General features: G+C 42.1%; 25 protein-coding genes and 2 tRNA genes. 14 read left to right on the top strand and 13 right to left on the bottom strand.

Annotated elements, in window-relative coordinates; translation table 11 throughout:
* The first annotated feature begins 101 nt into the window (after nt 1-101).
* From B7717_RS02675 to B7717_RS02665, 3 genes are read left to right on the top strand one after another with little or no spacing between them, the layout of a single operon-like run.
* Nucleotides 102-467, top strand: coding sequence for a GntR family transcriptional regulator (locus B7717_RS02675; protein ID WP_000119117.1), 366 nt, complete (start codon nt 102-104; stop codon nt 465-467).
* Between the two features lie 4 nt (nt 468-471).
* Nucleotides 472-1167 carry an ABC transporter ATP-binding protein gene (locus tag B7717_RS02670; protein ID WP_000173187.1) on the top strand — a complete coding sequence of 232 codons (696 nt, stop codon included), beginning with the start codon at nt 472-474 and terminating at the stop codon, nt 1165-1167.
* Nucleotides 1168-1182: 15 nt separating this feature from the next.
* On the top strand, nt 1183-1911 hold the full coding sequence (locus tag B7717_RS02665; RefSeq protein WP_084944128.1) for a hypothetical protein: 729 nt from the start codon (nt 1183-1185) through the stop codon (nt 1909-1911).
* A 31-nt stretch (nt 1912-1942) separates the two neighbouring features.
* Here B7717_RS02665 and B7717_RS02660 read toward each other — a convergent pair whose 3' ends face one another.
* Complete coding sequence (locus B7717_RS02660; RefSeq protein WP_001288935.1) at nt 1943-2638, bottom strand: LrgB family protein; 696 nt, start codon at nt 2636-2638, stop codon at nt 1943-1945.
* Nucleotides 2635-3009, bottom strand: a complete 375-nt coding sequence (locus tag B7717_RS02655) for a CidA/LrgA family protein (RefSeq protein WP_000781325.1) — start codon at nt 3007-3009, stop codon at nt 2635-2637. Before B7717_RS02655 ends, B7717_RS02660 begins: the two co-directional genes overlap by 4 nt.
* A 195-nt stretch (nt 3010-3204) precedes the next feature.
* Here B7717_RS02655 and B7717_RS02650 point away from each other — a divergent pair, with 195 nt between their 5' ends.
* The 7 genes from B7717_RS02650 (at nt 3205) to queF (ending at nt 6753) form a co-directional block, all read left to right on the top strand.
* The gene (locus B7717_RS02650) at nt 3205-3585 is read left to right on the top strand and encodes a MarR family transcriptional regulator (protein WP_000120821.1); all 381 of its coding nucleotides are present in this window, start codon (nt 3205-3207) and stop codon (nt 3583-3585) included.
* A gap of 99 nt (nt 3586-3684) precedes the next feature.
* A complete protein-coding gene (locus B7717_RS02645) occupies nt 3685-3906 on the top strand; it encodes a DUF4649 family protein (protein ID WP_084944127.1) in 222 nt (73 codons plus the stop codon).
* A 15-nt stretch (nt 3907-3921) separates the two neighbouring features.
* Nucleotides 3922-4236, top strand: a complete 315-nt coding sequence (trxA, locus tag B7717_RS02640) for a thioredoxin (protein WP_001029581.1) — start codon at nt 3922-3924, stop codon at nt 4234-4236.
* Nucleotides 4237-4438: 202 nt separating this feature from the next.
* Nucleotides 4439-5092 carry a 7-cyano-7-deazaguanine synthase QueC gene (gene queC / locus B7717_RS02635; RefSeq protein ID WP_049478689.1) on the top strand — a complete coding sequence of 218 codons (654 nt, stop codon included), beginning with the start codon at nt 4439-4441 and terminating at the stop codon, nt 5090-5092.
* A complete protein-coding gene (gene queD, locus B7717_RS02630) occupies nt 5092-5535 on the top strand; it encodes a 6-carboxytetrahydropterin synthase QueD (protein WP_084944126.1) in 444 nt (147 codons plus the stop codon). Before queC ends, queD begins: the two co-directional genes overlap by 1 nt.
* Nucleotides 5528-6244 (top strand): 7-carboxy-7-deazaguanine synthase QueE, encoded by a 717-nt coding sequence (queE, locus tag B7717_RS02625; RefSeq protein WP_084944125.1) that lies wholly within the window; start codon nt 5528-5530, stop codon nt 6242-6244. The genes queD and queE overlap by 8 nt, the downstream gene beginning before the upstream one ends.
* A 17-nt stretch (nt 6245-6261) precedes the next feature.
* The gene (gene queF, locus B7717_RS02620; RefSeq protein WP_000082582.1) at nt 6262-6753 is read left to right on the top strand and encodes a preQ(1) synthase; all 492 of its coding nucleotides are present in this window, start codon (nt 6262-6264) and stop codon (nt 6751-6753) included.
* A gap of 162 nt (nt 6754-6915) precedes the next feature.
* Here queF and B7717_RS02610 read toward each other — a convergent pair whose 3' ends face one another.
* The 9 genes from B7717_RS02610 to B7717_RS02570 form a co-directional block, all read right to left on the bottom strand.
* Entirely contained in the window at nt 6916-7584 is a 669-nt protein-coding gene (locus B7717_RS02610; RefSeq protein WP_084944124.1) for an MIP/aquaporin family protein, read from the bottom strand.
* A 109-nt stretch (nt 7585-7693) separates the two neighbouring features.
* On the bottom strand, nt 7694-8485 hold the full coding sequence (locus B7717_RS02605) for a DUF2785 domain-containing protein (RefSeq protein WP_084944123.1): 792 nt from the start codon (nt 8483-8485) through the stop codon (nt 7694-7696).
* Between the two features lie 73 nt (nt 8486-8558).
* Complete coding sequence (gene pepF / locus B7717_RS02600; protein WP_084944122.1) at nt 8559-10355, bottom strand: oligoendopeptidase F; 1797 nt, start codon at nt 10353-10355, stop codon at nt 8559-8561.
* A 10-nt stretch (nt 10356-10365) separates the two neighbouring features.
* A complete protein-coding gene (locus B7717_RS02595) occupies nt 10366-11109 on the bottom strand; it encodes a 16S rRNA (uracil(1498)-N(3))-methyltransferase (protein ID WP_084944121.1) in 744 nt (247 codons plus the stop codon).
* A gap of 1 nt (nt 11110) precedes the next feature.
* Nucleotides 11111-12061, bottom strand: coding sequence for a 50S ribosomal protein L11 methyltransferase (gene prmA, locus B7717_RS02590; protein ID WP_084944221.1), 951 nt, complete (start codon nt 12059-12061; stop codon nt 11111-11113).
* A 137-nt stretch (nt 12062-12198) separates the two neighbouring features.
* Complete coding sequence (locus tag B7717_RS02585; protein ID WP_084944120.1) at nt 12199-12672, bottom strand: GNAT family N-acetyltransferase; 474 nt, start codon at nt 12670-12672, stop codon at nt 12199-12201.
* The gene (locus B7717_RS02580) at nt 12665-13096 is read right to left on the bottom strand and encodes an NUDIX hydrolase (protein ID WP_084944119.1); all 432 of its coding nucleotides are present in this window, start codon (nt 13094-13096) and stop codon (nt 12665-12667) included. Before B7717_RS02580 ends, B7717_RS02585 begins: the two co-directional genes overlap by 8 nt.
* A gap of 1 nt (nt 13097) precedes the next feature.
* Entirely contained in the window at nt 13098-14159 is a 1062-nt protein-coding gene (locus B7717_RS02575; protein ID WP_084944118.1) for a site-2 protease family protein, read from the bottom strand.
* An 18-nt stretch (nt 14160-14177) separates the two neighbouring features.
* On the bottom strand, nt 14178-14648 hold the full coding sequence (locus B7717_RS02570) for a DUF3013 family protein (RefSeq protein ID WP_009730470.1): 471 nt from the start codon (nt 14646-14648) through the stop codon (nt 14178-14180).
* A 115-nt stretch (nt 14649-14763) separates the two neighbouring features.
* On the opposite strand from B7717_RS02570, the gene B7717_RS02565 reads away from it, so the two are divergent.
* The 4 genes from B7717_RS02565 (at nt 14764) to B7717_RS02550 (ending at nt 17377) form a co-directional block, all read left to right on the top strand.
* Nucleotides 14764-16035, top strand: coding sequence for a replication-associated recombination protein A (locus tag B7717_RS02565; protein WP_084944117.1), 1272 nt, complete (start codon nt 14764-14766; stop codon nt 16033-16035).
* Nucleotides 16036-16299: 264 nt separating this feature from the next.
* Nucleotides 16300-16372: transfer RNA gene (locus tag B7717_RS02560), tRNA-Lys, on the top strand.
* 354 nt (nt 16373-16726) lie between these two features.
* Nucleotides 16727-17242, top strand: a complete 516-nt coding sequence (locus B7717_RS02555; RefSeq protein ID WP_000672739.1) for a DUF308 domain-containing protein — start codon at nt 16727-16729, stop codon at nt 17240-17242.
* 62 nt (nt 17243-17304) lie between these two features.
* A tRNA-Lys gene (locus tag B7717_RS02550) sits at nt 17305-17377 on the top strand.
* A 140-nt stretch (nt 17378-17517) separates the two neighbouring features.
* Here B7717_RS02550 and B7717_RS02545 read toward each other — a convergent pair.
* Nucleotides 17518-18606, bottom strand: coding sequence for an AI-2E family transporter (locus tag B7717_RS02545; protein WP_004193676.1), 1089 nt, complete (start codon nt 18604-18606; stop codon nt 17518-17520).
* A 9-nt stretch (nt 18607-18615) separates the two neighbouring features.
* A complete protein-coding gene (locus tag B7717_RS02540; protein ID WP_001062787.1) occupies nt 18616-19905 on the bottom strand; it encodes a membrane protein in 1290 nt (429 codons plus the stop codon).
* Nucleotides 19906-19920: the final 15 nt, after the last annotated feature.

Below are 19920 nucleotides of genomic sequence, written 5' to 3'. Positions count from 1 at the left end.
TTTTGAGCAATTCCCAAAACAATTCTTATTTTTACTTGACAAGTTTTTTGTTTTATTGTATTATTTGATTAGAACAATAAAGGCAAAGAAAGGAGACTATGATGTCCTGGTCATTTGATAATACAAAACCGATTTATTTACAGATTATGGAAAAAATCAAACTACAGATTGTTTCCCATGAGCTGGAACCCAACCAACAGCTCCCTACCGTGAGAGATTTGGCGAGCGAGGCTGGGGTCAATCCTAATACCATTCAGCGCGCCTTGTCTGACCTCGAACGTGAAGGATTTGTATACAGCAAGCGGACAACTGGTCGATTTGTCACCGAGGATTTGGACCTCATCCTTCAGTCCCGCAAACAACTTTCCGAGGAGCAACTGCAACAATTCGTCTCTTGCATGCTTCAATTTGGCTACAAAAAAGAAGAACTGCCAAATGTATTAAGCGACTATATTAAAGGAGTTTAAGACTATGACACTACTAGCACTTGAAAATGTAACAAAATCATATGGAGCAACTGCGGCACTTGACAATATCTCACTAGAGATCTCAGCCGGAAAGATTGTCGGGCTCCTTGGACCAAACGGATCCGGGAAAACAACCCTAATCAAACTGATCAATGGCCTCCTTCAACCAAATAAAGGACGTGTCCTCATTAACGGACAGGATCCAAGTCCTGCTACCAAGGCGATCGTTTCCTATCTGCCAGACACAACCTACCTCAATGAAGAGATGAAGGTTAAGGATGCTCTAACCTATTTTAAAACCTTCTACCAGGATTTCAATCTCGAAAAAGCCCAACACTTGTTAGCTGATCTCGGTATTGATGAAAACAGTCGCCTCAAGAAACTATCAAAAGGGAACAAGGAAAAGGTCCAACTCATTCTGGTTATGAGCCGTGAAGCCCGCCTCTACGTTCTGGACGAACCAATCGGAGGCGTGGATCCAGCTGCCCGTGATTATATCCTCAATACCATCATCAACAACTATTCCCCAACTTCTACGGTGCTGATTTCAACCCACTTGATTTCAGATATTGAGCCAATCTTGGATGAGATCATCTTCCTCAAAGACGGAAAAGTCGTCCGCCAAGGAAATGTTGATGATATTCGTTACGAGTCAGGTGAATCAATTGACCAGCTCTTCCGCCAGGAATTTAAAGCCTAAGCAAAGGAGATTATTATGTTTTGGAATCTAGTTCGTTATGAATTTAAAAATGTCAATAAATGGTATCTGGCACTCTACGGTGCTGTACTTGCAATTTCAGTTTTGATTGGAGCTTTTATTAGCAGTCTTAGCCAGAGTTACAATCCTAACAATGCTGCTTATTTCATCTTCTTTTTAGTACTAGTCTTTGGAGGACTCAGCGTCACTCTTTGGATTGCAACAATCTTTTTAATTATCCGAAGATTCAAGGGGAGTGTTTATGACCGCCAAGGGTACTTGACCTTGACCTTGCCTGTCTCTGAGCACCAAATCATCATCGCAAAACTTTTAGGTGGTCTTGTCTGGTCCATCTTAGGCTATATCGTCTTTATCTTGAGTATATTGATCATCATCTTCTTAACACCAATAGAAAAAGACTTCACTGCCCTCTACAACTTCATTTCCCCTTATCTCAGCTACGGCTGGCTATATGCCCTATCACTATTTGTCGGGTCAATCGCATGGATTTTATCCATTTACCTCTCCATCTCTATCGGACAACTCTTTAACGAGTATCGAACAGCTATGGGGATTCTAGCCTATATCGTTATTTCAATCGTTATTGGTTATATCACTTTCTTCTTAAGAGTTGACAATGACCTTAACATGATGATTAGTACAGAAATCTTGCGCGATCTCTTTTTATCAGCTATCTACTATCTCGGAACCTACTATATCTTGAAAAACAAGGTTAATTTGCAATAAAAAATGCCCAGCTAGAAAGCTGGGTTTTTCTTTAACTCAATATCAAACTGGCTACTATTGGACTAACAAATACGTAGAGAATACCGGTGACACCGATAGCCAAGCCACCCATGGCTCCTGCTACAGAACCATATCGAAAGGCCGTACCCGTTCCGACAGCATGACCTGTCCCTCCAAGGGAGAGTCCGACAGCCACTGGATCGTCAATCTTCAACCACTTCAAAAGGGTTGGTCCGATCACACTGGTCAAGATCCCAGTCGCTACTACGACGACCAAGGTCACAGTCGTCAAACCTTGCAATTTTTCTGTGATTCCCACTGCCATGGCAGTTGTCACTGACTTGGGAAAGAGAGAAATGGCTAGGAAAAAATCCATGCCAAAGATTTTCGCCACTATGGCAGTGAAGCTAGTGTTGACAACTACTGCTAGCAGACTACCAAAGAGAATACTCCGCGCATGGTGCTTCATCAAGTGAAAGCTCTTATAAAGCGGAATCCCTAGAGCCACTGTCGATGGGACTATCAAGTTGTTCAGATAAACCCCACCTTGGTAATAATCTTGATAAGAAATCCCCGTCGCCTTAAGGAAAATAATGATAAAAATAGCCGACAAAAGCAGGGGCGTTGTCAATGGATGGGGAAAACGTCTGTAAATCAGCATTCCCACTAGATAAGCTAGGATAGACAGAGCAATCCCAAACAAAGGATTGGATACAAATTCGCTCATTTGGCATCTCCTTTCTCATAATCTCCCTCAAATCGTCTCTTGATAAACTGAACCACTAGGGCAATGAGGATAATGTTGATGACCGCGGCAAAAAAGACAATCAAAACGATAGGCAATAGGTAAGGGGCAATCACATCAAACTTTTCCATGATTCCCACTGCTGGCGGTAAAAAGAGAATGGTCATATTGGCCAGCAAGAAATTCCCGACCATATTGACATGCCTGGTTCTTAGCCACTTGAACTGTAAAGCTAGAAAGAGAATAATCAAGCCGATAATACTGCCTGGGATGGGCAGATGAAAGAAACTAGAGATTCCCTCACCGATTAGAGAAATCACAAAGAGAATCATTAATTGAACATATAATTTCATCCTAAACTCCACGAAATAGACTTCTTGCATACCAGTTTACTCTTTTTTCAGAAAATTTCAAGGAAATATCGCAATTCTTCTCTCTTGCAAGGATTAGTTAAAAGTAGTATAATCATTGCATGCGCAATCATCTTGTGTTGTAGAGACAGTCAGTAATGACTTTGTGATTTTACTTTGAAAAGAAAGGAGAAAGCAATGAGCTATTTGGAAAAGTGGTTTGATTTCAATCGTCGTCAGAAAGAAATTGAAGGTCTCTTGGAAGAGACCATTGCCCAGCAGAGTGACCAAAGTCTGACCTTGAAAGAGTTTTACCTGCTCTACTATCTGGACTTGGCCCAAGAAAAATCTCTACGCCAGATTGACCTGCCAGATAAACTTCATCTGAGCCCGAGCGCTGTTTCTCGGATGGTGGCTCGCTTGGAAGCCAAAAATTGCGGTCTACTTAGTCGCATGTGTTGTGATCAAGATAGACGTTCTAGCTTTATCTGCCTGACAAGTGATGGGCAAAAGACACTGGCCTCTCTACAGAAGGCTGTCGAAGAAAGCTTGGAAACAGGTTTGGATTTCTTGATTTAAGATGATTTTAGAAAAAAGTTGCGTGCGCAATCATTTTTCTTGACATTCTCTTTTACAAGGAGTAAAATAAAGTCATCATTAAACAAAGGAGTTTTTAAAATGATTGAAATTACCTATCTAGATGCCAGCAAGAACGAAAGAACTATAACGTTCGAATCTTATGACGACTTTGAACGTTCTCAACATGCCTGCCTCATCGGCGTCGCAGACTACTACCCTGTCCAAAAATTAACCTACAATGGTCATGATTTGGACTACCATGGGACTTATGGAGATGTCTTCTTCTATCTCATGAAAAAAGATTTAAGCCAATATAACTAAAAAAGGAGAAATACAATGGCAAAAGCAATTACAGATGCAACATTTGAACAAGAAACAAAAGACGGTTTGGTCTTGGTAGACTTCTGGGCAACTTGGTGTGGTCCATGTCGTATGCAAGGTCCAATCTTGGATAAATTGTCTGAAGAACTTTCAGAAGATGTCTTGAAAATCGTTAAAATGGATGTTGATGAAAATCCAAACACAGCTCGTGCTTTTGGAATCATGTCTATCCCAACCCTTCTCTTCAAAAAAGACGGCCAAGTGGTGAAACAAGTTGCAGGTGTTCATACTGCAGAACAAATCAAGGCCATCGTTGCTGAATTGAGCTAATCACACGAGAGACCAAGTGCTTCATTTGGTCTCTTTTTTCTTGCTCTTTGCCATTTTTCAAAAAATATGCTAGACTGTAGGTAGAATATTACGATGTTTGGGACATGCCATCGCTAAAAAAAACCTCTACTTGGTATTTTTTAGCTCCCCTCAAGGGAGCTTTTTGCGTGCTCTGAACATTTCCCATTTTGGAAGGAGTTCTATGAAACGTCAATCAGCCTTGGTCGTCTTTAGTGGCGGTCAAGATTCCACAACCTGCCTCTTTTGGGCTAAAGAACACTATGAAACAGTCGAAGCCGTCACCTTTGCCTACGGCCAACGCCATCATCTCGAAATTCAAGTTGCTAGAGAAATCGCTAAGGAACAAGGCATTCGTCATCACATCTTAGATATGTCTCTGCTGGGACAAATCACTGAAAATGCCCTGACCTCTGATCTGGAGATCGAGCAAAAAGAGGGAGAGGTTCCCAATACCTTTGTTGACGGCCGCAACCACCTCTTTCTATCCTTTGCAGCAGTTCTTGCCAAGCAACGTGGCATTAAAGATATCGTGACAGGTGTCTGCGAGACAGACTTCTCAGGCTACCCTGACTGCCGGGATGTCTTTGTCAAATCTCTTAATGTCACCCTCAACCTTGCCATGGATTACGACTTTGTTATCCAAACACCTCTCATGTGGCTAGATAAGGCTGAAACTTGGGAATTAGCCGACCAACTCGGTGCCTTTGACTACGTTCGTGAAAAGACCTTGACCTGCTACAATGGGATTATCGGAAGTGGCTGTGGAGATTGTCCAGCCTGCCACCTACGTCAGCATGGTTTAGATGTTTATCTTTCACAGAAAGGAGAGGGCTAATGTTTTTTGCTCCCAAAGAAATCAGACAGGAAACTGGGGAATCTCTTGTCTACAATCCTCACAGAACCTTAGTTTCAAAAGAGTTTACCTTCGATGCTGCCCACCATCTCTTTCACTATGAGGGAAAATGCAAATCCCTGCACGGCCACACTTATCATCTGCAGATTGCTGTCAGTGGATTTTTAGATGAACGTGGCATGACCTACGATTTTGGAGATATCAAAGCTATCTACAAGGACTTCTTAGAACCCCATTTGGATCATCGCTATCTCAATGAAACCCTGCCTTATATGAACACGACTGCTGAAAATATGGTTTACTGGATTTTCCAAACCATGAGTCAAGAGTTACCAGATGAGCGCAGTCTCCGTTTGGAATACGTTCGCCTCTATGAAACTCCGACTGCCTTTGCAGAGTTTAGACGGGAGTGGTTAGATGACTAGGGAACGTGTCCTCAAACTACCTGTTCTGGAAATTTTTGGCCCTACCTTTCAAGGCGAAGGCCGTGCTATCGGGCAGAAAACCATGTTTGTCCGAACTGCTGGTTGCGACTACCATTGCGACTGGTGCGACTCTGCCTTTACTTGGGATGGTTCTGAGAAGCCTACTCGCATGACAGCTGACGAGGTTATTGCTGCCTTGGATAAATTAGGAACCTACGACTATGTAACCCTATCTGGCGGAAATCCCGCAATCTTAGCAGCTAACATGGCTCAACTCGTCACCAAGCTCAAAGAACGTGGTGTCACTCTGGCAGTTGAGACTCAAGGTTCTCGCTGGCAAAATTGGTTAAAAGATATCGACCAAGTCACTCTGAGTCCTAAACCTCCTTCATCAAAGATGGAAGTCAACTTTGAGACCTTGGACTTTATCGTTTCCCAACTAGATCCAGACAAGGTCACCTTTAAAATCCCTGTATTTGACGATAACGATTTGGCCTTTGCCAAAGGGATTCAAGAGCGCTACCAACCAGATGTCCTCTTTTTATCGGCTGGAAATCCTGAGCCCAAGGCTACAGGCAATATTGTCCAAGACCAACTGGACCGCCTCAAAGAACTCTGGGAACGCATCGCCACTGATGATAGCTGGGGCAATGTCCGCGTCCTCCCTCAACTGCACACCCTCCTCTACGATAACCAACGTGGTGTTTAAATTAGAAAGAAAAAATCATGTCACAACAAGAAGAAATGAAAAACCTAAGCCTACTAGGCAACAAAGAAACCAACTACATTTTTGACTATCAACCAGAAGTCCTCGAATCTTTTGACAATCGTCATGTGGAAAATGACTATTTCATCAAATTCAACTGTCCTGAATTTACCTCGCTGTGCCCTATCACTGCTCAACCAGACTTTGCGACCATTTATATTTCCTACATTCCTGACAAGCTCTGTGTCGAGTCAAAATCCCTCAAACTCTACCTCTTTAGCTATCGAAACCATGGGGATTTTCACGAAAACTGTATCAACACTATCGGGAAAGATTTGGTCAATCTACTAGACCCTCGCTATTTGGAGGTATGGGGAAAATTCACTCCACGCGGTGGCATCTCAATCGACCCTTACTACAACTACGGTAGACCTGGAACTAAGTATGAAGGCTTAGCAGAACAACGCCTCTTCCAACACGACCTTTATCCAGAGAAAATTGACAACCGCTAAACTCATACTCAATGAAAATCAAAGAGCAAACTAGGAAGCTAGCAGCAGGCTATACTTGAGTACGGCAAGGTGAAGCTGACGTGGTTTGAAGAGATTTTCGAAGAGTATCATACGAAAAAGCCCTGTTCCTCAAGCTGAGGAGCAAGGCTTTTTGAGTTTCAATTATTCTTCTGTTCCAAGGAAGTTTTTCGCAACAAGAGCTGCAAGAACACCACCAACGATTGGGGCAAGGATGAAAATCCATACTTGTTGAAGGGCTGCGCCACCGACCAAGACAGCTGGTGCCAAGCTACGAGCTGGGTTAACTGAAAGTCCAGTAATGTTCAATCCAACAAGGATCATCGCCATCAAGGACAAACCGATTACTAAACCAGCAATCGCACCATTTCCCTTGCTTTCTGATGTTACAGTCATGATAACTAGGACAAACAAGAAAGTTGCGATGACTTCAAACAAGAATCCACCAAAGACAGTGACACCGTTTGCCAAGGCATTTTCACCAAGACTAGCAGTTGACATGCCTGAGTTAGACAAGAGGAAGAATACTGCAGCTGACGCAAGGAAAGCTCCAACTACTTGTCCAAGGATGTAGTTTACGAGTTCTGAAGATGACAAACGTTTGTTTACAAACATAGCGATCGAAACAGCTGGGTTCAAGTGAGCACCTGAAACAGTTCCGATTGAGAAAGCTGCAACTACAATTGCCAAACCAAAGGCAAAAGCAATTCCAAGGTGTCCAAGGCCATTAAGACCATTTCCAAAAACAACAGCTCCTGTTCCAATGAACACAAGCATAAATGTACCGATTAATTCAGCAACAAATTTTTTCATGATAAGTCTCCTTTTTTCAAACTATGTATTAGTCTATCAGAAGAAGGAAAGGGTTTCAAGAAAATTGACTGGAAAGTTACTTGAAAATCATGAAACGACTCTCTTAGACTTAGTACTGAAAAGATTGAATGGCTTCTTTCAAGGCATCTTGTAAACTATTTCTCTGGTCAAGTTGGACATAGACTTCCAACAGACTGGATCTGAAGTTGGAAAATTTATAAAAATCTTCCCTTTCTTCTATCGGAAAGTCAGCAGTTTTTATCCAAGAAGCTACTTGTTCCTGCTCTAATTTTCCTTGCAAAATGGGTTCATAAAGTACTCTCGCTAAGCGCCAGTCCTCATCATTTGTAAAACGAATGGTAATTCTTTTAAATAGTTGACCCAGTACATCAAATACTTCAGAAACTCTGTTACTAGGAAAATCTGGATGACAAACGACTTCAGTCAAGAGATCCGCTCCATGCGCAAAAGCGTGAACCCAACCATACTGACTTGAAAAACCTGTCGTATCCTTTTCTTTTTTAAGGTAATACAAACCTTGAGATAGCATAGCATTTCTTATATCAGTTTTTAAACCTTTATAGAAAAGAGAGTGTTCGTTACCATCCGCAGACAAGAGATTTGCATAAATTAGCGCCCTAAAAGAACGTTCAAGTGTTGACAGGCCTATCTTATCAATCTCTTTATCTAGTCCTCCATCAGATGAGACCACCTCAGCAATGAAATGAAATTGATCCTGTGTAAATAGCTCTTCCTGAATCCCTCTAGCCAAACTAGTAAAAACCAATTCATCACGAATCTCTGGATTGGGATCCCCTATGTGATCAAGTAACCACTGGAGTTCTTCTTGACGATAGCTCGGTTTTTCTTCTGCTATTTTTCTAAGTAACTCTTGATACATGGTCAATACCTCTACATTTCTAGTAACTTATCAAAAAGCCATTCTCTGTTCATATCCTTATCCTAAATCCTCTTTACTCCCCCAACTCCGCACTGTAGGCGATAATCTGGTCAACTGTATCAGACAGAAACTGAATCGTATCACGGAGTGGTTTATCTGTTGAAATATCCGCTCCGATAATCATGGCTGACTCAAGCGGTGTCTTACTACCACCTGACTTAAGGAGATTGAGCCAATCTTCAGCTCCGGTTTCTGAATGTTTCAGATGAAGGTAACCAGCTGTTGAGATGACAAGGCCAGCAGAGTAGGTGTAGCTATACAAGCCCATGTAATAGTGAGCTTGGCGCATCCAAGTGAGTGCCGCATCGTCGTCAATTTCAATAGCATCTCCCCAGAAATCTGTCAAGACTTCCTTCATAATGCTGTTGAGCTTGCTTGCTCCAAAGGTCTCCCCTTCCTCAATCAATGTATATACCTTACGCTGGAAGGCTGCTTCCAAGAGGTGGGTGATGAAATTATGGAAGTAGGTGTCTGTCAAGCGGTGGGCAAGAGCAAAACGTTTTTGACGCGGATCGTCAGACTGGTGTTCCAAGTAATCACTGAGAAGCAATTCATTGAAGGTTGATGGGGCCTCAACATAGTAGGTTGACATGTGGGCGTTGAAGTAACTTTGGTGATTATCTGAAAAGATGAATTGACCAGAATGACCAATTTCATGAATCAAGGTATAGACATCGCTCAAACGGCCTGTCCAGCTCATGAGGACATAAGGGTGCACGCGATACGGATCCGCCGCATACCCACCAGAATCCTTGCCACTATTAGCAGCAAAGTCCACCCAGCGTTCTTCTTGATAGCGCGCAACTTCCTGACAATATTCTTGTCCCAAAGGTTCTACTGACTTCATGACCAAATCATAGGCGTCGTCAATAGTCACTTCAGGATTGAGGGCACTGTCCAAGTCCAATTTCCAGTCAGCAAAGGTCATCTTTTCAAGACCATTGACCTTGGCAACATGCTTGAGGTATCTCTGAGCGACTGGCGCAAAGTCCTTCATGATGAGGTCAATCTGGCGATCAAACATAGCACGGTCCACTTCTTGCTCAGCTAGGAGATAATCAAAGACGGAGTCATAGCCCTTCATATCTGCCAATAGTTTTTCAGACTTAACCTGAGCTAGATAGGCTGCTGCAGCTGTATTCTGGTGCTTACGAAGTCCTTCTGAGAAAGAACGGAAGGATTTTTCACGCACCTCAGCGTCCTCGTGGTTTTGGTAGAAGTTTTCGTAGGTCACAAAGCTGTTTTTGTAGATTTTTTCATGGGCTTCAAAGTCAGCCATTTCAAAGTCCCCAGCTCGCATTTTGGTGTAAATGTCCTGTGGACTGTAGAAAACTTCGCCAAGATTGGTCAGGGCCTTCTCCACATCGGCACCTAGATAGTGGGCTTTTTTGATTTTGGCCTGACGAATGGCTGCCGTCAAGTGAGGTAATTCACCCAAACGGTCCAAGACTTCCTCATCAGCTTCCACCAAGGCATCGTCAAAAAAGGTCAAGGCTACACTGGCATCTGTTTCAAATTCCATCCCAGCTTGGGCAATATTAGCAAAATCTTCATTGCTATAGTCTGTCGTCTGAGGCATAAAGGCATAATTACCAATATGACTCATCTGAATGTAGATTTGTTCCAATTCTGCAAAGGCCTTTTCAAACTCCTCAAACGTATGAAGATTGCCCTTGTAGTCACGGCTAAATTGGTTGATATCTTCGCGAGTCTTTTCGATTGCTCGCAAGAAATCCTCACGGTCTTGGTAAAGGGCGGTTAAATCCCAAAGTTCCTTTTCAGGAAATTCTGAACGGTGTTTTTGTTCCATTTTCTTCCTCTTATTTCTCTAACTCTAATAATACGCTAAGAGCTGATAAAGCGTAAAGTGGTGCTGTTTCTGCTCGCAAAATGCGAGGTCCAAGTCCTGCTAAGACTGCTCCCTTAGCTTCGAAACTCTCAATTTCTGCAGGTGACAGGCCACCTTCTGGACCAAAGATGAAGAGCAACTTGGCTCCTTTTTCAAGACCAGAGACTGCTTGGATAAACGCAGCGGTTTCTCCCTCTTTTGCTGATTCTTCATAAGCCACCACAATTGAGTCAAACTGGTCAAGTTGGGCTAGAAAGTCTGCCTTTTTCTCAAAGAGACTGATGCTTGGTACTAGATTCCGCTTGCTTTGTTCTGCTGCTCCAAGGGCAATTTTTTCTAGTTTATCAACCTTTTTGCCCAATTTCTTGCCATCCCATTTGGCAACGGACCAATCGGCAGGAAAGGCCCAGATTTGGCCGGCACCTAGTTCCGCCACTTTTTGAGTGATGAACTCAAGCTTGTCTCCCTTGGGAAATCCTGATGCGATGGTTACTTGAACTGGCAGTTCCACATTGTCAGCTAATTCTTCAACCAATTCAAACTGACGATTTTCCACATCTAGCACGCGCGCCAAGCGCTTGATACCATCCTCAAAGACCAAGGTAACCTTATCACCTTCTTTCAGGCGCATGACCTGAAACATGTGCTTGCTGGTTTCCTTGTCCTCAATGGTGACAGGAGAGATAGGACTGCCTTTGACAAAATACTGCTGCATGTTAGCCTCCAATCACACCGGAAATATCCTTGGTCTTCTTAAAGACACAGGCATTCCACTCCCCTTGCATCATGTGGGTTTCAAGGAAGAAACCTGCCGACTCAGCTGACTCACGCACCATATCCCACTTGTCCTTGATAATACCACTCATGATGAGATAACCTTCGTCCTTTACCAAACGATAGGCATCGTCCGTCAGATGGATGAGAATATCCGCCAAGATATTAGCCACAATGACATCTGCTTCAATCTCAACACCCTTAAGCAAGTCTCCTGCTGCTACATGGATGTTTTCCATACCAGGGTTAAGTTCAATATTTTCCTGAGCCACCCGAACCGCCACATCATCCAGGTCATAGGCGAAGATTTCCTTGGCACCAAGAAGAGAGCTAGCAATGGAAAGAACCCCTGAACCAGTCCCTACATCTAGTACCGTTTCACCACCACGAAGAACTTGCTCCAAGGCGAAGAGGCTCATCTTAGTAGTTGGATGCGTCCCCGTCCCAAAGGCCATACCAGGATCTAACTTGATAATCTTCTCTCCCACAGTCGCCTCATAGTCTGTCCATGACGGCACAATGGTCAAGTCATGAGTGATACGAGCTGGTTCATAGTATTTCTTCCAATTGTCTGCCCAGTCTTCCTCAGCCAAGGCAGTCGTGCCCATCTTGACTTCTCCTAAGTCCATAAAATCGGTTAAGTCCGCTAATCGAGCCTGCAAATCTGCCTCAACCACTGCTACATCCACCGTTTCAGGGTAGTAGGCTGTCACTACGATTTCTTCCTGTTGCTCAACCTCAGGAAAAATCTCACCAAAACGGTCAACATTTCCCACATAGTCCATACTGTCTTCAATCGCAACACCTTGCGCCCCCAGCTCAATCAAGAGATTGGAAACCAATTCCTCTCCCTCACGCTTAACCGTTACTTTTAACTCTTGCCATGTTTCCATCATTAAGATACCAAGCCCGTAAAACACAAAGCCAAAATAGGAAACTCTCTGAAGACGCTTGTGTCTATGAGGAGTTTATCTTTTTGGCACAGTGTTTAGGGCGGGTTCAGTTTAGAAATGTAACCGAACCATCCTTTCTATTTGTCAATCCATTTTTTCATGTAAACCATATCCATACCTTCTTTTTCAGGCTCGATATGGGTTTGACGGTAGCCATTTTTCTCATAAAAGGCGACCATGCCCGCATCCTGTAATACCGTACACAAATCCCACTGTTTAATCGTTAGAAATTCCTTTTCCAGTAATCTCAATCCCTCAGAACCATAACCTTTTCCTTGATACTGGGGCAAAATCGCTGCCGTTCCCAACCAAGCCTCCGTCAATTCCTCATTGGTCTGAACTCGTAAAAATCCGATGTTTTCCTCCTTTTCTTTCACAAAGTAGTAATAGCTATTGGAACGCTCAACCAATTTCCACTTGATTCGTTCACGATCCTCGAGATAAGGATCATACTCATCTTGGTATTTTTCATAGACAGCCTTAAAGCTAGCTCTTTGAATGGCAATAATGGTTTCTAAATCTTCTGCTCCTGCTCGGACAAGTCTAATCATAGTCTCTCTCCATATAATCCCTCACCCTATCCTGCAACTGAGGTACAACCTTATCTGAGTCAAGAAACTCATCAATGCTCATCAGTTTATAGCCCTGCCCTTCATCGCCAAAGACAATCTTATCATACTGTTCCTTCCTTAACTTTCCAACTAGAAAGACGGATTCCTTCCCCTCAAAAAGCATACTTGGGTAAACCTTACTCCAAAGCAGGCAATCTCCAGTTAGATGAATTCCTAGTTCTTCATAGACTTCACGCGCAACACACTCAAAAGGACTTTCATCCCCTTCACGGCCACCACCTGGTAATTCCCAGGTATTAGGATATGGAATGTTTGATTTGTCATCACGTAAGATAGTTAAAATCCTATCCTCACAAAAGAGGGCAATTTTGCAACCTGTGAAATCAGAAATTTCTATTTCCATGTCAGACTCCTTTGTCTAATTCTTTTTCCAGCTCCTCTAACCAGTTTTCATAGTAGCGTTTCTCATCCCGCACCAAACGGCTGGTCCTCATGTTTTTTCTAGCAATCTTTATAGCCTTGTCAGTTTGATCCATATCTTTCTTAACCAGAAATTGATACCAGGCTTGAATGATCTGCGTATCTGTCATTTTTAGAGATAAGAAGGATTTGACTCCTCGATTACATGCATATTGCTCCGCTTTTTCATGATCTCCTTCTAGCAAGGCAATGTGAAGAAGGTATAATTGGGAAAGAGTTTGAGACATTGGATTATCTGTTTTATCTAATAAAGACTGAAAGTGTTTTTTGGCAGTCTCTATCTGACCATCGAATATGGAAACCAGTCCCTGAAAAATTAGAACACTTTCTGCAAAACTCCCTCTCGCATCCTCATCAACAGGCATGATAAAGTCTTTCAAATCATATTCTTGAGGAGCTAGCAAGGTCTGGGCAGAATGCCTCAACACTAGGTAGGCGTATTTGGTATTTTCAGGATGTTGTAGCAATTCCCAAATTTTTGCTCCATCGGTAATTCCAACTGGCTTAGCATTGATGAGAAGAAAAGATACATTTAGACAAATCCAAGTAGCTGCAAAATACCAGCTTCTTGTCAAAAATCCATACAATATCGCTAATATAATCAAGCTAAGATGAACTATCAAGCCGCCTGCAAGCATCAGGATGATTTTTTGATCACTTTCATCTTCTTTCAATCCAATATACTGAGCACCAACATTTTTGAGAACAGCTGTTCGGCTAAGTGAAAACTTGCCTGACTTTTTGGTCAGAAGAAAATTCCCTAATCCAAAAGCCACCAGTCGATAGCCTGTCAGGTAACCGCAGACTGCATGTCCCAGCTCATGAAGAATGAAGATCAGATAGATGCTGAAAAAAGTAAATAGGTAGCCTGGAACAAAGACAAACGAAAAATCTAACTCTTTAAAGGCTATTGTTCCAAAAGCAAATCCTAGCATCAAAAAAACAAAGGACAGACCAGAAATAAAAGACAAACCTATTTTCTTCATATACTTCCTCGCTAGTTTCTAATACCTCGGATAAGGGTAAAATTCTCCTTCTTCCAAGCCGACTTTTCCTTCTTCAAAGACTTCTTGGTTCCATTCCATGACGAACTCTTCTGCTTCTGGGTCTTCCAAAAAGTCCATAAGGGCATCCAGACCAACCTCGGCAGTATCTTTGAGGAAAAGGGCAAAATAAGCTAAAAATTCACGAGAAAATCCTTTTTTAGGCAGGTAAGGGATGACCGTCAAATAGTCTTCTGCATTAACCGTTGACTTGGTAGGATTGTAGAAAAGAACCGCTTCCTCAAAGAGGATATCGTCTGACGAAACTTCTCCGTCCTCATCCAGCATCTCCACACCTGCAGCATTTTGCGTTTCTAGTAAAAAACTCACTTCTACCGCGTGATTGCGCTTGTCCCAACTAATCTCAAAGTCAAAGGGAAAGTTCTTGTCCAACTCCTCCTCTAAAACATCTAAAAATCCGTATGTTGCCATTTTGTCCTCTTTCTATGCGACTCTTTAATCGCCCCGATTGCTCGGAAATATGCTAAAATAGATACTACCATCTTACCACATATACATCAGAAAATCCATGTTAGAAAGGACTGCTATGCCAGACAATCTCGCGCTTCGCATGCGCCCAAAAACCATTGACCAGGTCATCGGTCAGGAGCATCTAGTCGGACCTGGAAAAATTATCCGTCGCATGGTGGAAGCCAATCGTCTGTCCTCCATGATTCTCTACGGACCTCCCGGAATCGGCAAGACCAGTATTGCCTCTGCCATCGCTGGAACGACCAAGTATGCCTTTCGAACTTTCAATGCGACAGTTGATAGTAAAAAGCGACTGCAAGAAATTGCGGAAGAGGCTAAATTCTCTGGTGGTCTCGTCCTATTGCTAGACGAGATTCATAGACTAGATAAAACCAAGCAAGACTTCCTCTTACCTCTCTTGGAAAGTGGTCTGGTCATCATGATTGGCGCTACGACTGAAAATCCTTTCTTCTCTGTCACTCCTGCCATTCGTAGCCGTGTTCAAATTTTTGAGTTGGAACCTCTGTCTAACCAAGACGTCAAGGAGGCCCTGCAGATAGCTCTAAGTAACCCTGAGCGTGGTTTTGATTTTCCAGTAGAACTAGATGAAGATGCGCTGGATTTTATTGCTACCTCTACAAACGGAGACCTTCGCTCTGCCTTCAACTCACTGGATTTGGCAGCTCTCTCTACCCCTGAGAATGATAAGGGCATCCGCCACATCACCCTCGACATCATGGAAAATAGCCTGCAGCAGAGCTACATCACTATGGATAAGGATGGAGATGGCCACTATGATGTTCTCTCAGCCCTGCAAAAGTCTATCCGTGGCTCAGATGTGGATGCCAGTCTCCACTATGCTGCCCGCTTGATTGAGGCTGGTGATTTGCCAAGTCTCGCTCGTCGCTTGACTGTTATCGCCTATGAAGATATCGGCTTAGCCAATCCTGAAGCTCAGATTCACACCGTGACTGCTCTGGATGCTGCCCAAAAGATTGGGTTCCCAGAAGCCCGCATTCTCATTGCCAATGTCGTCATTGATTTGGCCCTTTCTCCAAAATCCAACTCAGCCTATGTAGCTATGAATAAGGCTCTTGCCGACCTCAAAACATCAGGGCACTTGCCTATTCCGCGACACCTGCGTGATGGGCACTACAGTGGAAGCAAGGAACTGGGGAATGCCCAAGACTATCTCTATCCACACAACTATCCTGGAAATTGGGTCAAGCAAGACTATCTACCAGAAAAAATTCGTAATCATCACTATTTCCAAGCAGAAGATACTGGTAAATATGAACGGGCTTTGTCTCAAAGAAAGGAAGCTATCGACCGTTTGCGAAAAATCTGAAATCCTTTTCAAAAAATTGCACTTTCCTCTTGATTTTTTTTGAAAAAGTGGTATTATATAAACATAGAAACGCTGTGGTGTACGACTTCACACTTAAGTGTTGACCGACTATTTTTTGTATTATTAGGGAAACAAAAGTCTTCTAACAGCATGTAGGCCGTCTCACACGGAAACAGCTTCAGTTAGAGCGAGTTGCCCACCTGCTTAATTGCGCGGGTTCAATACAAACCGTGAAGTTTCGGCACCAATACAGCTTTTTTCTTTGCCTCCTTAGCTCAGCTGGCAGAGCAGCGGACTCTTAATCCGTGGGTCACAGGTTCGATCCCTGTAGGGGGCATCTAAATACAACAGGAAAAAGCCTTGTAAATCAAGGCTTTTTTTGCTTGTCTATAACTGATTTACCCCATCATTTGTCCCACATTTTAAATCTATCTTTTCTTTTTGAATCAAATTACATCTTTACAAATAGTGTAAAGCCAGTTACTTTTGCTTTGATGCCATACAATATTTTCATGTAGAGAAGACAAATTTTATCTTCTCTTTTTATTTTCAAAATAATAAAAACTGATTTTCTTTTCATAAATCAGACTGAAACTTCCAAATTTTCCATTTTGTTTATTGACATTTCCTCTAAAAAGGTGTATAATATTTTTATTATCAAACTATACTATACTATATAGGGGGTATTGAAATGAAATTTTCTAATCGTTTACTGCTATTCCTTGCAGGAGTTGTTTTTGTCCTTTTAGGACTTTTCCTATTTACAAACCCAGTAGCTAATCTTGTTGCTTACAGCTGGTGGATTGCATTTGGTTTACTGGTTTCTTCTATAGCAGCTATTTTAGGCTATTTCTCTGTACCAAAAGAGCTTCGCTCACCAGCTCATCTTTTCCAAGGGATTGTTAATCTTCTCTTGGCTCTTTACCTCGTTGCCTATGGCTTTGTGACGCTGCCAGTTGTCATTCCAACTATTTTAGGAATTTGGTTAATTGTAGAAGCCATTATAGCTTTCTTTAAAGGCAATCGTCTGGGATTGATTTTCCCTATTATTGGCAACCATATCATGTGGATAGCGTTGCTTGCATTTTTACTAGGTCTAGTGATTTTGTTCAATCCAGTAGCTACAAGTGTCTTTGTCGTTTATGTCGTTGCCTTTGCATTTTTAATTGTTGGTTTCACCTATATCCTTGATGCCTTTCGTAAATAATCTAGCTGCCATTTTGGGCATATTAAAATAGCTGGGAAGTTACATTCTCAGCTTTTTCTGTTGCCTCCTTAGCTCAGTTGGTAGAGCAGTAGACTCTTAAGCTATGGGGCGCAGGTTCGAGCCCTGCAGGGGGCACATCTAAATCAACAGAAATAAGCCTTGAAACCAAGGCTTTTTTTAACGTCTAATAGCTTTTTGTAGAAAAGTATTTAAAAATAAAAGAGAAGAGAATCTCTCACTCTCTTCTCAGTATATCTTATTAAATTTAGTTTTTCTTAATCTACCTGATTTTCCTTTGCAACGACAAATTCTTTAACCAGTCGATAGATAACAGCAAATACGGGGGTAAAGAATATCATTCCAAGTAGTCCGAAAAGATTCCCTCCAATACTAGCAGCCGCAAGCGTGAAAATAGCTGGCAAACCAATAGACTGACCTACAACTCTAGGATAAATAAGGTTTCCTTCAATCAGCTGTATAACTTGATATAGAAGAAGAGAAAGTAAGGCTTGAGTAGGACTCACTGTGAAGATAAAAATCGCTCCCACAACACAAGCAATCATAGGCCCTACATAAGGAATGAACGATAGCACTCCTGCAAAGATACCTGTCATTACTCCATAGGGTATCCCAAACACGCTGTAACCAACCGCTATCATAACTCCTATGATAACTGCTTCAATCAGCTGACTCATCAAAAATTGGTCATAAGTCTCTAGTGCTACTTGTCCAATGTAAGTCAACTTTATCACCACCTTCTCTGGAAGAAAAACTTTTAGAAGTCGACTCGTCATCGCTGCCAAATGTTCCTTACTGGATAAAAATAAAAAGGTGAAGACTATAATCAAAAAGGCATTCATCAAACTTGAAAAAATATTGCCGATATTACTAGTCAGACCTGATAAAAAACCTATCAAAGCTTGGCTAATAGAACTAGATTGTCCCTGTATGCCTGATACGATAGTTGACAACATGTCTTTGGTTACAAATTCCGAGCTGCCTAGCAATTTCCCAAGTTGAGTAAGGACTGTTGAAAGGACTGTTCCCAGCTGACTAATAGTCTGGGCTAGGGTTGGCAGCACCAAAACCAAAAGAGCAATCACGATTAAGATAAGAGCTAGGAAAACAAGTACCATGGCAATCGGACGACGCAACTCTGCCTTTACCTTCAATTTAACTAAGTACTGTTCAATTTTTTTCATAGGAACATTAAGCACAAAAGCAATAACAGCACCATAAATCAAGGTTGATATTACATCAAAGAGAGAGATTGCTCCTGATATAAAGCTCGATGCATTCAGAATTACAAGAGCAACCAGCCCTATAAAAAGTATTAACGGGGTGTATTTTTTTACTAAGTTCATAAATTCTCCTTAATAAACATGTTTAGATACGACTATACTATTTGGTTTTTCAAACTCTCGATTAAGGTAGGCTTGGTAAGTTCCTGGAGCGATAAATCCTTTGGGTGAGAGGATATCGGTGCCAGCCTGACCGACTATGGTATCAGCCAAGAGCACACAGTTTGTAGATAAGACAAAGTAGGATTTAAACTTAGATTTGATAAATTTATAAAGTTCCCCATCTGTCTCATGTCTGATTTTATAAGCGTAGGTGTAGTCTTCCTTACCATCACCTGTCATGATTTTATCTGCACTTGGCTCCCATGGAATCGTCAGTTGTTTCAATTCAGCCAACTTTTTCTGAACTGCTTTTTCCATTTCAGGCGTCAAATCTATCCCATAACCAAAAAGCGTTTTTTGACTCTCACGTTTACATAGGTCAATGTACTTGTCACGATCACAGAAATATAAGACACCATCTCCTACCATACCAAATAAGGTCTCAGATGACGGATCATAGTTGCCATAAGAAATAACACGGCCCTGATAGCAGATATCCACATGACCAATAGCTGAAAACAGGGAGGTCTCAGCTGTATGAACAAAAATTTCTAGCTCTGCTGTCTTACCAGACTTCACTATTCCAAGATGGATATCTTCTTCCTCATCAGCATTTTCCAGCATAAATTTGTTAATTTTTGCTAAAGTTCTTGCAGGGATGAGAGCGGCTAGGACAATAGGTAAGCTCATTCTTACACGACGTTTGAGATGGTTTTTCCCAATTTCCTCCTCAAACAAGAAACCATCACGGATATTGGACACACCATAAAGGAAAAAATAAGCCCCTAATACAAAGAGTTGAAAGACAGAATTTCCTGTAGAGGACAAAAGACTAGTCCCACCAAGAAAAACTAGTACGAGTCCATCTAGTAAGAGACGAAAACGAGGTCGAATTTTGTTTTTGCGGTAGAGAACATAGGTGACAAGGTTAATACTAGCATGAAAAATCTGATAAACTCCAATCACAAGAGCCAGAACATAAATCGGTATATCAGTCGCAAGATTAGAACCTAGCAAATATCCCAGCACTAACAATTTAACCAGTGCAACTCCCAAGGTATCCGTTGACTGGCTTTTTTTGAAAACTCTTAATAGCAAATCTACGACCGTTGCTATCCAAGCTAAAAACAGAACCAGGCGAATAACTGTTACTGGCAACCAAGTCCCCGTGACCATCAAGATGAGACCTAGCAGAACAAACAAGAACCCCTGAGCAAGTAATTTCTTACCTGTCAGACCTAAAGATAGAATTTTCGCCATATAAAAACCTTTCAA

The organism is Streptococcus oralis subsp. oralis (assembly GCF_002096495.1).
Classification (GTDB): Bacteria; Bacillota; Bacilli; order Lactobacillales; family Streptococcaceae; genus Streptococcus; species Streptococcus oralis_CU.
Note: the sequence above shows the minus strand (reverse complement) of the source record. Positions and strands in the feature narration are given on the sequence as shown.